General features: G+C 58.4%; 11 protein-coding genes, 1 tRNA gene and 1 pseudogene. 8 read left to right on the top strand and 5 right to left on the bottom strand.

Going from position 1 to position 13,426, the window contains the following annotated elements; genetic code table 11:
• Positions 1 to 89 precede the first annotated feature (89 nt).
• Positions 90 to 1,799: pseudogene (locus ACYP2A_RS04730) on the top strand (putative bifunctional diguanylate cyclase/phosphodiesterase); the annotation flags it as partial.
• Positions 1,800 to 1,815: 16 nt separating this feature from the next.
• A tRNA-Ile gene (locus ACYP2A_RS04735) sits at positions 1,816 to 1,892 on the top strand.
• 131 nt (positions 1,893 to 2,023) lie between these two features.
• On the opposite strand, the gene ACYP2A_RS04740 is transcribed toward ACYP2A_RS04735, so the two are convergent.
• Entirely contained in the window at positions 2,024 to 2,602 is a 579-nt protein-coding gene (locus ACYP2A_RS04740; RefSeq protein WP_459743218.1) for a hypothetical protein, read from the bottom strand.
• Between the two features lie 173 nt (positions 2,603 to 2,775).
• Here ACYP2A_RS04740 and ACYP2A_RS04745 point away from each other — a divergent pair, with 173 nt between their 5' ends.
• The 3 genes from ACYP2A_RS04745 to ACYP2A_RS04755 all read left to right on the top strand — a co-directional run bounded on the left by ACYP2A_RS04745 (position 2,776) and on the right by ACYP2A_RS04755 (position 5,194).
• Positions 2,776 to 3,801 (top strand): hypothetical protein, encoded by a 1,026-nt coding sequence (locus ACYP2A_RS04745; RefSeq protein ID WP_459743219.1) that lies wholly within the window; start codon positions 2,776 to 2,778, stop codon positions 3,799 to 3,801.
• 737 nt (positions 3,802 to 4,538) lie between these two features.
• Positions 4,539 to 4,883, top strand: a complete 345-nt coding sequence (locus ACYP2A_RS04750; protein ID WP_459743221.1) for a toxin — start codon at positions 4,539 to 4,541, stop codon at positions 4,881 to 4,883.
• Positions 4,880 to 5,194, top strand: a complete 315-nt coding sequence (locus ACYP2A_RS04755) for a helix-turn-helix domain-containing protein (protein ID WP_459743223.1) — start codon at positions 4,880 to 4,882, stop codon at positions 5,192 to 5,194. Before ACYP2A_RS04750 ends, ACYP2A_RS04755 begins: the two co-directional genes overlap by 4 nt.
• Before the next feature lie 52 nt (positions 5,195 to 5,246).
• On the opposite strand, the gene ACYP2A_RS04760 is transcribed toward ACYP2A_RS04755, so the two are convergent.
• The 3 genes from ACYP2A_RS04760 to ACYP2A_RS04770 form a co-directional block, all read right to left on the bottom strand.
• Positions 5,247 to 5,495 (bottom strand): helix-turn-helix domain-containing protein, encoded by a 249-nt coding sequence (locus ACYP2A_RS04760; RefSeq protein WP_459743225.1) that lies wholly within the window; start codon positions 5,493 to 5,495, stop codon positions 5,247 to 5,249.
• A 356-nt stretch (positions 5,496 to 5,851) separates the two neighbouring features.
• On the bottom strand, positions 5,852 to 6,070 hold the full coding sequence (locus ACYP2A_RS04765; protein ID WP_459743226.1) for a helix-turn-helix domain-containing protein: 219 nt from the start codon (positions 6,068 to 6,070) through the stop codon (positions 5,852 to 5,854).
• A gap of 87 nt (positions 6,071 to 6,157) precedes the next feature.
• Positions 6,158 to 6,385 carry a hypothetical protein gene (locus tag ACYP2A_RS04770; protein ID WP_459743228.1) on the bottom strand — a complete coding sequence of 76 codons (228 nt, stop codon included), beginning with the start codon at positions 6,383 to 6,385 and terminating at the stop codon, positions 6,158 to 6,160.
• Between ACYP2A_RS04770 and ACYP2A_RS04775 the strand changes: the two genes are divergently transcribed.
• Positions 6,384 to 6,815 carry a hypothetical protein gene (locus ACYP2A_RS04775; RefSeq protein WP_459743230.1) on the top strand — a complete coding sequence of 144 codons (432 nt, stop codon included), beginning with the start codon at positions 6,384 to 6,386 and terminating at the stop codon, positions 6,813 to 6,815. The genes ACYP2A_RS04770 and ACYP2A_RS04775 overlap by 2 nt on opposite strands.
• 137 nt (positions 6,816 to 6,952) lie before the next feature.
• Here the strand turns inward: ACYP2A_RS04775 and ACYP2A_RS04780 are convergent, their stop codons facing one another.
• Positions 6,953 to 7,489, bottom strand: coding sequence for a hypothetical protein (locus tag ACYP2A_RS04780; protein ID WP_459743232.1), 537 nt, complete (start codon positions 7,487 to 7,489; stop codon positions 6,953 to 6,955).
• A gap of 383 nt (positions 7,490 to 7,872) precedes the next feature.
• Here ACYP2A_RS04780 and ACYP2A_RS04785 point away from each other — a divergent pair, with 383 nt between their 5' ends.
• Both ACYP2A_RS04785 and ACYP2A_RS04790 read left to right on the top strand, forming a co-directional pair.
• On the top strand, positions 7,873 to 12,372 hold the full coding sequence (locus ACYP2A_RS04785; protein WP_459743234.1) for a beta strand repeat-containing protein: 4,500 nt from the start codon (positions 7,873 to 7,875) through the stop codon (positions 12,370 to 12,372).
• A gap of 167 nt (positions 12,373 to 12,539) precedes the next feature.
• On the top strand, positions 12,540 to 13,426 hold an 887-nt coding region (locus tag ACYP2A_RS04790; protein ID WP_459743236.1), incomplete at its 3' end, for a DUF4347 domain-containing protein.

Genomic DNA, 13,426 nt, shown 5'->3' on the forward strand with positions numbered 1-13,426 from the left:
TGTTGTAGCCGGCCCGCTGATGCCACCCGTCAGCCCGCGCCAACATGAAAGTGAGCCTCATGCATGAACCATTGCCCGACGCCCTGCTGCAAAAGCATCACTGGGCCGCCATGGCCGTCGACCACACCGTCGAAGGCGTGATGATCACCGACGCCCGGCAGCGCATTCGCGCCATCAACCGTGCATTCAGCCAGATCACAGGTTACAGCGAACCGGAAGCCATCGGCCGCACCCCCCGCCTGTTGGCCTCCGATCAGCACGACAGCACCTTCTATGCCGCCCTGTGGCACCGTCTGAACGCCGAAGGCCATTGGCAAGGCGAGGTGTGCAACCGACGCAAGAACGGTGATATCTGGCCCTGCTGGCTGACCATCAGCGTGGTGCGCGACCCGGCCGGTGCAACCACCCATTTTGTCGCCATCTTCGCCGACATCTCCAGCCTCAAGCACACTCAGACACGCCTGGACCACCAGGCCTACCACGACCCGCTGACCGGCCTGCCCAACCGTCTGCTGTTTGAAACACGCCTGCACAAAGCCCTGCAACACAGCCAGGAAACCGGCAGCCTGGGCGCCGTGCTGTTTCTTGACCTCGACCGCTTCAAACACATCAACGACAGCCTCGGCCACACCACCGGCGACCTGTTGCTCAAGGCCATCGCCCAACGGCTCAAGGACCACCTGCGCGACATCGACACCGTGGCGCGCCTGGGCGGTGATGAATTCGTCGTCCTGCTGCCCGGCCTGCTGCAAGCCAGCGACGCGCACAGCATCGCCCGCAAACTGCTAGCCAGTTTCAGCACCCCGCTGCAAGCCGGCGACCACCAGCTGATGGTCAGCACCAGCATCGGCAGTTGCCTGTTCCCATCCGACGGCACAGACGCCGTTACCCTGATCAAACACGCCGACACCGCCATGTACCGCTCCAAGGCCAAGGGCCGCAACCGCGTCGAAGCCTACACCCGCGACCTGAGCACCGGGCTGCACGAGCGCATCAACCTTGAACACCAACTGCGCCACGCCATCGAGCGCAATGAACTGACCCTGCATTACCAACCCATCATCGGCCTGCCCCACCAGCAAATGGTCGGCGCCGAAGCCCTGTTGCGCTGGCACCACCCGCAACTCGGCGAAATACCGCCCAAACGCTTCATTACCCTGGCCGAAGAAAGCGGCAGCATCCTGACCATCGGCAACTGGGTACTGGAAAACGCCTGCCGCCAACTCCAGCAATGGCGCAGGCACCACCCTACGTTCGGCCCCCTGTCGATCAACATCACCGGCACCCAACTGCGCCAGCCCTGCCTCATCGAACGCATCCGCTACCTGCTGACCAGGTACCAGTTGACGCCCGGCAGCCTGCAACTGGAAATCGCCGAACACGGCATCATGGGCCAGGCCGAACACACCCTGAGCGCCCTCGAGGACCTCAAGCAACTGGGCATTCAACTGGCCATCGACAACTTCGGCACCGGCTACTCCTCACTGGGCTACCTCAAGCGCCTGCCGCTGGACACGCTGAAAATCGCCCGCTCATTCACCCGCGGCCTGCCCGACGCCCAGCACGAAACCGCCATCGTCCACGCAATCATCGCCCTGGGCCGCAGCCTGCAACTGACCGTCGTCGCCAAAGGCGTCGAAACCCCGGAACAACAGCAATGGCTGATCGACGCCGGCTGCCAGCACCTGCAAGGCCACCTCATCAGCCCGGCCCTGTCGGCGAGCGAATTTGAGGAAACGTACCTTCCTACGAGGCTTTCGGATTATTCAGATAGCACAGCAGGGAAAGCCCCGTTATAATCCGCGACCTGTAAAAGGGCCTATAGCTCAGTTGGTTAGAGCAGAGGACTCATAATCCTTTGGTCCACGGTTCGAGTCCGTGTGGGCCCACCAAAGATTGAAAAGCCGCGCATTGCGCGGCTTTTTTGTGTCTGGCGGAGCCGTCGTGAATACACCTCCTATGGTCCAAAGGCATCAATCAACTGCGTCAAAAAACGGATTAAACGCACGCGGTGCGAACACGTTCAGGGATGGCTCGTTGCGGCCTCTTCGACTCGGCGACAGAATTGTGGATAGAACGCCTGGGCGTTCATGCCCCGGCAAGCATCATTGATCTGCGCCCGGGCGGCCGTACTGAGTGACAGGCTGCGCGGCATGTTGGCGAAGTTGAAGTAACCATCCTGCTGGGTCTTGATGGCATCGAACCCCGGCATGTCGTACACCAATACCACATCATCATCGGCGAGCATTCGCGCTCTGACGGTCACTTGGGTGTACGCCTTTCCTCCTGGCGCGCCGTTCAGCGCCGCCAGTCCGTGGCCGACGATGCGCAGCATGTCCGGGGCCCAATCGTCGGCCTCCTTGGCGGGCGTGGTTGGACGGTAGAAAACAGTCAGCGCCTGCTGGTCTCGCGTGACCTGCGTCAGTGCCGGATCATAACGTTTGATGCGGTGCTCGATGGTCAGCCAGGTCTTTTGCGCGTCGCTGGCGTCGTCGGCAAGTTTCGGGGTCAACGGACCACGCTGGCACTCGCTGACGCCGAAAACCATGAGCATGCCCGTCAGAATGACCGCAAGGGCGCCTCCACCGATTTGTACGTTCATCCAGATTGCTCCGAGAAATTCTGGTGGGCGCTCTTCTGACGTCGCATCCTACAAAAACATCAGATCAATCCCACAAAGCGCATGATTATCACCATTTCATCAAATTAGTTTCAGCTTGACTGAAACCGGAAACGCTTCAAAATCCGCCGCCCTTCCCCCGGCCAAGGACGCGCATGCAGACCATCATCGTTCGATATCTCGAATCAGTCGTCGATGGGAAAGGGGAGGTTTCTCATGCCCTGATTGGGACAGAAACCTACGTGGGGATCAGAGAAGCTTTGATTCCAGCGATGCCGTACCCAAAGCCTGGCAAAGAACCCCATCCGGTCTTTTTGACTAAATGTTTCGTTGGCATTGAGCACCATATTTGGCGCTTGGAAAATATTAGAGTCGCGTTGACGGAAGGTCGGCTGCCTGCCATTTACACGATCTACATAAAACGTCATGACACCTCGAAAGAAGAGTTTCTACACCAGACGCTGAAGAAGAACCCGGCAACGACGATCGCCAAGCTTTTGAGACAAGGTACGCTGGTTGAAGTTGATTACGGATTTGTTCAGCAAACCGCGCGCTTCAATGCCGATCTGAAAACCAATAAGCGCTACATGGACACTCTTCTGAATGCAGAGATGCACAAACAGCGGCTTGCGGTCGTGGTGAAGGTGATCTCTAAAAACCTGATCCAGGTTGCCCCTGTCACCTCTCAGTCAACACCTGATGGTGATCGCACAATTTTCAGGCTTGAGCAAAGCACCCTGGACAAGATGCCAAGGTATAAACACAGCGGCAAAGACAGTCACGTCATCTGCAGCATGCTGGAGAGCGTTTCAATACAACGGGTGCTCCCCCCGATGAGTTACTTCAAAAATACTACCGGTCGTAACCCGAACTATGGCATCACCCTCAGCCGTGGTGAGATCCGGGCACTCAAAGAGTCTCTAATTCATGCAGTAGGTGCCTCAGACTACGTCCCCTTCCACGAGTTGCTGCTTGAACGCAAGACCATCCATGAGCGTGACGTGAGCCTTGCTCAACTGACTGAATTGCTGGCGGTAAGCCAGGCGAGGGTAGATGAGCTCCTGGCTATCGAGCGAATGGCTAAACGTTGGACGGACGAAATGGGTCGAAATTTTGCTCAAGAGGTTGAGTTCCAGCACGAACTTGATCGCGAGAACAACATCGATTCGCGAATCATATAGCTCGGTCCAACTCCGCACGCGGGCTTGAAAGGCCTCAGCACCCTAGACATAAACCGTTTTCGATTGACATAGTCATTGCCCTATGTAGAATTCCCAGCACATGGTCGAGCAAAGAGAGCAGGACTCTACCTCGGCGACACGGCTAAAACCGTTTCCTGTGAAAGTAAAATGTCAATGAAACCGCCCCCCTGAAGGCGGTTTTTTTGTATCCCGAATTTGGCTGTACTCGAAATGCAGCGCTGCATTACCGTGAGCAACCGGGAGCAGGTCGCGCTCCCCCGCTTACAAAATGAGGCATGTAGTCATCGTGGCTGAAGTGGACTCACGGGTGGTCGCACGCATGCCTGATCACTTTGCTTGAAAACAGGCCCGTGCCTCAACTAACAACCCGGTGCAAGTCATCATGAAAAATACAAAAAGGCGCACTGACGCCAACAGCACCGGCTTGCCCGAGAAAAGCTAACGCCCTTACCCCATAAAGCGTGCAACCCATCATCCACGCGGCCTTGAAAACCGAGATGCGTTCTTCTGAGATCACATCCTACGCACACATCAGACAGGCCTCACAAGGCACATGGCTCGCCCCTGCTACACCAAGAACGCGAATGAACGTACCGTCCTGATCAGCCAGTGAGTCCAGTCAGCGCTCCCTTTCCAGAGACTACCCAGCGTAAGCAGGCTCCCACTTGACGATGCGAGAGACGCATCACAAACTATACGCAGGTAACGTATAAAAAATGAAAGCACTATTTGTTGAGCTTCCACAGTTCCAGCGATACCGGGTGGACTATCTGGACGATGAGGCTTTCCGTGCTTTCCAGACGGTTCTGATGAAAAACCCCGAAGCCGGTGATGTGATCCAGGGGACAGGCGGTCTGCGCAAAATCCGATTTGCCGACGAGAAGCGCCAGAAAGGCACACGCAGCGGTATTCGAATCATTTACTACTGGTGGCTAGGCGGCACCCAGTTCTGGTTATTCACCGTCTACGGTAAAGACATTCAGGACGATTTGAGCGAGTCACAGAAAAAGGTGCTCAAGAAACTGTTGGATAACGAAATCGAGGCGAGGAGCAAATCATGAAACGTGACATTTTTGCCGAGTTGATCGATGGCTTTGAAGCCTTGGCGGACGAGCGTCAGGGAAAGGTCACCCTGCGCTCGCACAAAGCAAGACTGAATGAACTGCCTGCCATCACTGCTGGCGAGCTGGTTGATATTCGCCACCAACTCAATATGTCCCGCCCGGTCTTCGCCATGTACCTGCGCACCAACACTCGCACTCTGGAGAACTGGGAGCAGGGTCGCGCCAAGCCAAATGCCCAGGCAGTCACCCTGATTCGCCTCGTGCAAAAGTTTCCAGAGACTGTAGAGCATCTGGCGTCACTGGCTTGATTGATCAACGATGCGAGGCCGTTGAGGCGTGCCTCACTCATGTGAGCCCTCCTCACACGGGCTGAAGAGGGCTGATCTGGCCAGACTCTGGAGCGATCTCATCTGTAACCAACCACAACGCATATTTCTTGAAGCGTGGATGCATGGTTATTTTTAACAGCTCAATCGAGCTGACTGACTTACTTTTCCCGTACTCATAGCCCTTCCATGTTGGAAGGCTGATCCCCGCAAGCTCACAGATCTCTCCTTGTGTCAGGCGCTCATTCCGGCGCACCTCTTTGAGCTTCTGCCCCAAATCCATTCTTTCCTCTCTTGACAGCAAGGATGTGAACGCATACCTTTAGTATGCGAAAGGATATTTTTACCTTGATACTCTATGGAGAGGTTATCAGAATGCAGATCGTCACCAACACGCCCCATGCGGGTGGCTGCACGCATGCCTGATAACTTGGCTTGAATAGAGACCCGCGCCTCAGCTAGCAACCCGGCGCAAGTCATCACGAAAAATACAAAAAGGCGTATAAGCGCCAACAGCACCGGCTTGCCCGAGCAAAGCCAACGCCCTTACCCCACCAACCATGCAAGGAAGCATCCATGAATCTATTCAGATCCAAACTCACCCACCTGCCATACCTGCCTGCAAGGGAAAGCAGCCACTCAAAGCGGACTCAACTGCCCGGATTCCGGAGCCACATCCCCCGTTGTCAGCCAAAGCGCGTACTTCTTGAATCGCTCGTGATTGGCGACCTTCAGAAAAGGCTGCAGCCCCATCTCCGTGATCGCGGCCTCGTACTTCTTCCAACTACTGATACTGATACCCACGACTTCACAGAATTCGCTCTGAGTAAGACCCTCCCTGGCGCGGATAGCTTTCATCTTTCCCGGCAAATCCACTCTCTCACTCTCCCATTGACAGGTTCCAATAAAGGAACTAGATTGGTTCCTTATTAGGAACCATGCATCTCAATACTCTTGAGAGAGGTTATCAGAGTGCACATCCTCACCGACACGCCGCATGCGAGTGGCTGCACGCATGCCTGATAACTTGGCTTGAATAGAGACCCGCGCCTCAGCTAACCGGCGCAAATCATCATGAAAAATACAAAAAGGCGCACAAGCGTCAACAGCACCGGCTTGCCTGAAAAAAGCCACCGCCGCCCTATTCCACCCACCATGCAAGGAAGCATCCATGACCCAGTCCAAAACCAAGCTCACCCTCACCCACCTGCCACACCTGTCCCCGCGCCCCGAACACGCCGCCGATCACACTGGCAAGCGGCGTGGACAAATGACCGCAATCGCCTGGTCCCGCCCCAGCCGCTCCGGTAAAGGCACCGTCTGGCTATGCCGCTGCGACTGCGGACTGTTCGAATATCGACGTCCCGGCACATGGGCAAGCAAGCCGTTCCCCGATGACCGTTGCCACGTGTGCCAGCGCCCCCAAGGCCCCAACGCGAGCGACACAGCACCGGTACGCTTCCAGCGCTGGATTGATGGCTTGCGCAGTCTCGGGCTGACCGAGGTGGAAATTATCCATATTCAGTCACTGGGTATGCGGGTAGAAAGCAAAGGCAAAACCGCTCTGCAGATTCGCGAGCAATTGATCGCAGCACATGCATAAGGCATGCATTGGTGCTAAAGATGGGGCCAGTGAAATCGGTGCATTTGCAGCGGCTGTATCATCGCAATCGCCAGCAGAGCTGCCTCCTACATCAGGTTCGTGTCGGATCCTGACTGATCGGCCAGAGCCTTGAACACTCAACCCGCGTTATCCATCAACACCTTTAACGCCGCGTCGGCCTCTGCACGCTGGGCGGGCGTGGGCTTTTCTGCAAACCGGCTCTGCTTCTGGTCGAGTGTCAGATAGGCGTTATCGCCATCGCCCCAGATATAGGAATAGATAAGCACAAAGCTGTCGCTGTCGGCCTGGCAGTACGGTGCGACGCTGCGCAGCGGGGCCAGTAGCTGGATCATCTCGCCGTAGTTTTCGGTAAATTCCAGCAGCGCAAACTGCCAGCGGCCGGTTGCCGGGTCATAGTGAGAGAGCCCGCCGGCGCCATCCCAGGCTTCTAGCAACTCTTCCAGGCTCTGAGCGTCGGAGTCCAGCAGCCACTCGGGCTGAACCTTGCCGGGGCCGTACATGCCCTGACCGTCGAACCAGGTCTGCCAGTCGTTGTAGGCCCGTGCCGATCCGGGTGGTGCGGCCATGGCCTTGGCGTATTGCGTCGGGGTCATGGTGCAACGCATGTACACCGAAGAGGGCTCGCTCGCCCACGCCTGGCTGGTCAGGGTCATGAGGACCGTCAACGTAAGTCCTTTGCAGGTCTGCTTCATCATTGTTGCCATTCTCGAGCTATCGCAAGGTTGTGATGATACGTGGATGGAGCCTTTCATAGACGCACGCACCAGCTCCCATCCCCCCAATTGGCAATTCCCCAAGCAACAGGCACAATGCTATTTGTTCGTAAATGTGTCTGCTCTGTACGCTTTACATCGCCCACTTTGTCCGTCATGGAAGGCTGGACCATGTCCATCAAGCACCTCGTTTTGATCGACTCTCGCAACTACCCCACCGAATACGGCTGACGCCAGCGCGTAATCAAGGCGTGACATTCGCCTGACACCATTGCCTCACCGACAAAAAACCAAAGCCATCACTTTCATGCAAGGGAACGGACGTGTCTCTCAACTATACGGATGCACTCGGCAACTCCTGGTACTTCGACAACAACGGCAACCTTCAGGATGCCAAGGGCAAGTACCTTTCAGGCACCAATACCTACACTTACGATGCTTTGGACAATACCTCGCTGTCGCTGTATGTCGGTGGCTCCAGCAGTACCACCTACCTGAACTGGGCGACGTCGACTGCGGCCACTAACACCCACAGCGTGACCGGCACCAACACCTCGGCGGGTATTTCGGTAGAGCGCAAGACGTACGTGGCCGACGGTTATGTGCGCATGCTGGAGATCGTGACCAACACCGGGACCACCGCCAAGGCGGTCAAGGTCGACCTGAACGACAACATCTATTACGACAGCAACACCAAGACGCTGGCGACCTCAAGCGGCGATACCACCCGCACCGCCGCCGATGACTGGGCGGCTTACGGCAGCGCGTCGAATACCAACTACCCCACACTGACGCATATTGTCTCCGGTGGCGCCGGATCGCCGAGTGCAGTCGGTGGCACCTATATCGACCAGCCAGTGACCTCGTTCAACCTGAACCTGGCGGCTGGCGAAACGCAAGTGATCATGCATTTCTATGCGTTGTCGGGCGACACCGCCGCCGCGACCACCATTGGCAACTCGCTGGCCAACCTGAGCAACAACGCCTACCTCACCGGCGTGACCGCAGCCGAACTGAACGGGCTGATCAACTTCACCAAGGACGTGTCTTCCGCCACGACCACGACCTTGCCCAGCTATGGCCTGAACCTGACCCTGACCGGCACGGCCGCCATCAACGGCACGGGCAACGCGCGCGATAACGTGATCACCGGCAACAGCGCGGCCAACCAGTTGAGCGGCCTGGGCGGCAACGACACCCTGAAAGGCACGGGCAATGACACGCTGATCGGTGGCACCGGCAATGACACCTATTACGTCACCGGGGCCGGCGATGTCGTCACCGAGAATGCCAACGAAGGCACCGACACAGTCATCTCCAGCATCAGCTATTCGATCGCGTCCCGGCCTTATGTCGAAAACATCACGCTGACCGGCACCGCAGCCGGCCTGACGGCCACGGGCAATACCGCCAACAACGTGCTCAATGGCAGCACCCATGCCGGCGCCAACACGCTGACCGGCGGACTGGGTAACGACACCTACATCGTCGGGGCCGGTGATGTCATCGTCGAAAAGGCCAACGAAGGTACCGACACGGTACAAGCCGGGCTGTCGTGGACCCTGGCCGCCAACCTTGAAAACCTGGTGTTGACCGGCGCCGGCAATATCAATGGCGTCGGCAACAGTGCCGCCAACCTGATTACCGGTAACGCCGGCAAGAACGTACTGACCGGCAATGCCGGCAACGACACCCTCAATGGCGGTGCCGGGGCCGATACGCTGGTCGGCGGCGATGGCAACGACAGCTACTATGTCGACAACGTCGGCGATGTCGTGACCGAGACCAACGCGGTGGCCAGCACCGGCGGCACCGACACGGTCTACTCCACCATCAACTACACGCTGGGCAACAACGTCGAGAATCTGGTGTTGCAAGGCACGGCCTATAAAGCCACCGGTAATGCGCTGGCCAACAAACTGACCGGCAACGCCTCCGACAACCTGCTGGACGGCCAGGGCGGCGCCGACACCATGGCCGGCGGTGCCGGTAACGACACCTACATCGTTGGCGCCGGTGATGTGGTCACCGAAGCGGCCAATGCCGGTGTCGATACCGTACAGACGGCCCTGGCCAGCTACACCTTGGGCGCCAACGTCGAAAATGGCGTGATGCTGAACGGCGCGACCAGCATGACCGGCAACGCCCTGGCCAACCGCATCGTCGGCAATATGGCCAACGACACAATTTCCGGCGGCGCAGGCGATGACACCCTGCTGGGTGGCGGCGGCAATGACAGTCTGGTCGGTGGCGACGGCAACGACCTGCTGGTGGGCGACAACGGCAGCGCGGAGAATGCGATCAGTTCCGGTGAGGCCGTGGTCGATGGCCAGGTCGTCGCGCTGACTATTTCTGCCGCCGAACAAGCCACCGGCTCGGTCAAGATCACCGGCAATATCAGTGGCGTCAGCCTCGGTGATACCGGCGTCAACATTGTCTACGTGGTCGACCACTCCGGCAGCATGACCAGCTCGTTCCAGGGCACCACCAACGTCGGTGACCTGAACAGCGACGGCTACAGCAACTCGGTGCTGGACGCGGCGATTGCGTCGGTCAAAAAGCTCAATGACACCATCATCGCCAGCGGTCTGGGCAGCCAGGCCAATGTTTCGCTGATTCAGTTCGACGACACCGCCGAAGTCCTCTACAGCGGCAATCCGGGCTCCGACGGCAATGCCAACGGTCGCGTAGACCTGTACGACCAGCTTCTGGAACTGAAAGCCGGCGGCGGCACCGCCTACAACGCAGCCTTGCTCAAGACCCAGAGTTACCTGGCGTCGCTGGGTTCGGGCAAAAACATCGTGTTTTTCCTGTCGGACGGTGCACCGACCGATGGCACCAGCTACATCGACACCGCCAACCTGATTCGTCAGATGGGCACCGACGGCACCACCGTCCGCGCCATCGGCATGGGTGACGGCGCGTCGGAAAACCCGCTCGACCTGCTCGATGATGGTATCGACAACAACTCGGCGATCATCGTCACCAACCCTGAAGACCTCGACACCACCCTGCTCAATACCTCGGTACTGGCACTGGCCGAAGGCGCCTGGGTCGAGATCTACAAGAACGGCACGATGGTCGACCTGATCGGCTCCGACGGTTTCAGCGTCACGCCGCTGGGCCTGCGTTTCGAGTCTGCGGCCATCAATCTGAGTGCCAGCGGTACCGACCAGATCACCGCCAAACTGATGACCATGTCGTCGACCGGCACGATGGTCAGCACCTCCTTGCCGATCAACATCAGCAACTTTGTCTCCAACGACACACTGATCGGCGGCGCGGGCAACGACACCCTCGATGGCGGCGCGGGTGCCGACTCAATGGTCGGTGGCGTTGGCGATGACGTGTACGTGGTCAACAGCACCGCCGACAAAGTGGTCGAGGTCGAAGCGCAAGGCACAGACACCGTGCGCTCCTCGCTGGCGGCCTACACCCTCACCGCCAACGTCGAAAACCTGCAACTGACCGGCGCCGCGCTCAATGGCACCGGCAATGAACTGGCCAACATCATTCTGGGCAACGACCTGAATAACAACCTGGCAGGCGGTGCAGGCAATGACTCGCTGATCGGCGGCCTGGGCAATGACACGCTCAACGGTGGCGTGGGTGTCGACTCCATGGCGGGCGGTGCCGGCAATGACACCTACTACATCGACAACGCCTCCGACTATGTTCTGGAAGACGCCAACGGCGGTAACGACACGGTCATCACCACCTTGAGCACCACACTGGGTGGTTATGTCAGTGGAGTGTCGACCGCTGACAGCGTCTACAACATCGAAAACCTGACCTTGCAGGCGGGCGCCGCAACCGCCCTCAATGCGGTGGGCAGTACCGATAACAACCGGTTGACCGGCAACGAGTTCAATAACGTGCTCTACGGTCTGGCCGGCAACGACACCCTCAATGGCGGTGCCGGTGCCGACACCCTCAATGGCGGCGATGGCAACGACACCTACTACGTCGACAATGCTGGCGATGTCATTGTGGACACCTCCGGTGTCGACAGCGTGATTGCCTCGCTGAACAACTACACCCTGGCAGCCGGCCTTGAAAACCTGACGCTGGCCAACCTTGCCACCGTGCTTAAAGGCACCGGCAACGCATCGGCCAACACCCTGACAGGCAACGCCTACAGCAACGTCCTCGACGGCAAGGCGGGCGCAGACGTGATGACCGGCGGCGCGGGCAACGACACCTATTACGTCGACAACGCGCTGGACAAAGTGGTGGAAGTCGCAGGCCAGGGCGTCGACCTGGTCTATTCCTCGGTCAGCCACAAACTGGCCAACAACGTCGAGAACCTGATCCTCACCGGCAGCACCGGGATCAGCGGCGCGGGTAACACTCTGGCCAACACCATCACCGGCAACGCGGCCGCCAACCGCCTGCTGGGCTGGGAAGGCAATGACGTGCTCAACGGCGGTGCCGGCAACGACACGCTGGAAGGCGGCACCGGTAACGACACCCTCATCGGCGGCGCAGGTAAAGACGTGCTGACCGGTGGCCTGGGCAATGACATTTTCGACTTCAACGCCTTGTCGGAAATGGGCATCACCAGCACCACATGGGACGTCATTACCGACTTCGCCAAGGGGGACCGCATCGACCTGTCGACACTGGATGCCAACACCGCGACAGCCGCCAATGATGCCTTCATCGGCACACTGATCGGTGCAACGGCGGCGTTCACCACCGCAGGTCAGCTCAAGTTCGCGGCCGGTGTGCTGTACGGCAACACCGATGCCGATGCGGATGCCGAGTTCGCCATTGCGTTGACCGGGGTGAATACCCTGGTGGCAGAAGACTTCATCCTCTAACCGCCGACAGGCACACCCAGGATGGCTTGCGCTGAAAGGCGCAGGCCATTTTTTTCGTCTGATATTCAGCACAAGCCTATCGACAATAGGCACAATGCCACCACTCACAAATGTGTCTGCTTTGTAGCCCCCACCTCGCCCCTTCGTCCTCCATGGAATGCCGGACCATGACCACCAAGAATGTCGTTTTCATCGATAGCCGCGTTGCCGGTTACCAAACCCTGATTGTCGGTTTTTCGGCCGATACCGAATGGCATCTGCTCGATACGAGTCAGGACGGGGTAAAGCAGATACAGCGCCTGCTGAGCGGGCATGCCGATCTGGATTCGGTGCAGGTCATCAGCCACGGCTCGATCGGCACGCTGTATCTGGGCAGCACGGTACTGAATGGTGAAAACCTGGCGCAGTACCAGACGCAATTGCAGGCGATTGGCGCAAGCCTGAGCGCGAGCGGAGACATCTTGCTGTATGGCTGCGATGTGGCGCAGGGCGATGCGGGCATCAGCTTTGTCGATGCGCTGGCAAAGATCACCGGCGCGGATGTGGCGGCCAGCGATGATCGCTCGGGGGCGCAGGCGGATTCGGTGCTGGAAGTGGCTAGCGGCGTGGTTGAGGCTCGGGGTTATGACCTGTCGTCGTTGACGGAGAGTCTGGCGGTGCTGGTGGGGACGGAGGGTAGTGACAGGCTGGAGGGTTCTGTTGATAACGACACGATTCGCGGGGGGAGTGGCAACGATACGATTACCGGCAGTGGCGGTAATGACTGGATTGAAGGCGGTGATGAAAGCGGCCTGTGGGCCGGCGACTCCATTCAGGGCGGCCCAGGCAACGACACTATTTTTGGTGGCGCCGGCAATGACATCATTGATGGCAATACCGGTAACGACAGCATCGATGGCGGTGCCGGAGATGACGTCTTCACCGTCATGGGCGGCGAAGGCAACGACACCCTGCTTGGCGGCACTGGCAACGATACATTCAACCTCTGGCTCACCGATTACTCTCAAGCACAAACCGTGCGCGTATACGGCGGTGACGGTGATGACCTGATTCA

This window comes from Pseudomonas sp. 3A(2025) (assembly GCF_054589175.1).

What these genes read in the sequence shown, in the direction of transcription:
- ACYP2A_RS04780 (WP_459743232.1), bottom strand. Translation starts at nt 7,489, where the DNA reads ATGACCCTGACCAGCCAGGCGTGGGCGAGCGAGCCCTCTTCGGTGTAC.
- ACYP2A_RS04740 (WP_459743218.1), bottom strand. Translation starts at nt 2,602, where the DNA reads ATGAACGTACAAATCGGTGGAGGCGCCCTTGCGGTCATTCTGACGGGC.
- ACYP2A_RS04760 (WP_459743225.1), bottom strand. Translation starts at nt 5,495, where the DNA reads ATGGATTTGGGGCAGAAGCTCAAAGAGGTGCGCCGGAATGAGCGCCTG.
- ACYP2A_RS04745 (WP_459743219.1), top strand. Translation starts at nt 2,776, where the DNA reads ATGCAGACCATCATCGTTCGATATCTCGAATCAGTCGTCGATGGGAAA.
- ACYP2A_RS04750 (WP_459743221.1), top strand. Translation starts at nt 4,539, where the DNA reads ATGAAAGCACTATTTGTTGAGCTTCCACAGTTCCAGCGATACCGGGTG.
- ACYP2A_RS04755 (WP_459743223.1), top strand. Translation starts at nt 4,880, where the DNA reads ATGAAACGTGACATTTTTGCCGAGTTGATCGATGGCTTTGAAGCCTTG.
- ACYP2A_RS04765 (WP_459743226.1), bottom strand. Translation starts at nt 6,070, where the DNA reads ATGAAAGCTATCCGCGCCAGGGAGGGTCTTACTCAGAGCGAATTCTGT.
- ACYP2A_RS04770 (WP_459743228.1), bottom strand. Translation starts at nt 6,385, where the DNA reads ATGGATGCTTCCTTGCATGGTGGGTGGAATAGGGCGGCGGTGGCTTTT.
- ACYP2A_RS04775 (WP_459743230.1), top strand. Translation starts at nt 6,384, where the DNA reads ATGACCCAGTCCAAAACCAAGCTCACCCTCACCCACCTGCCACACCTG.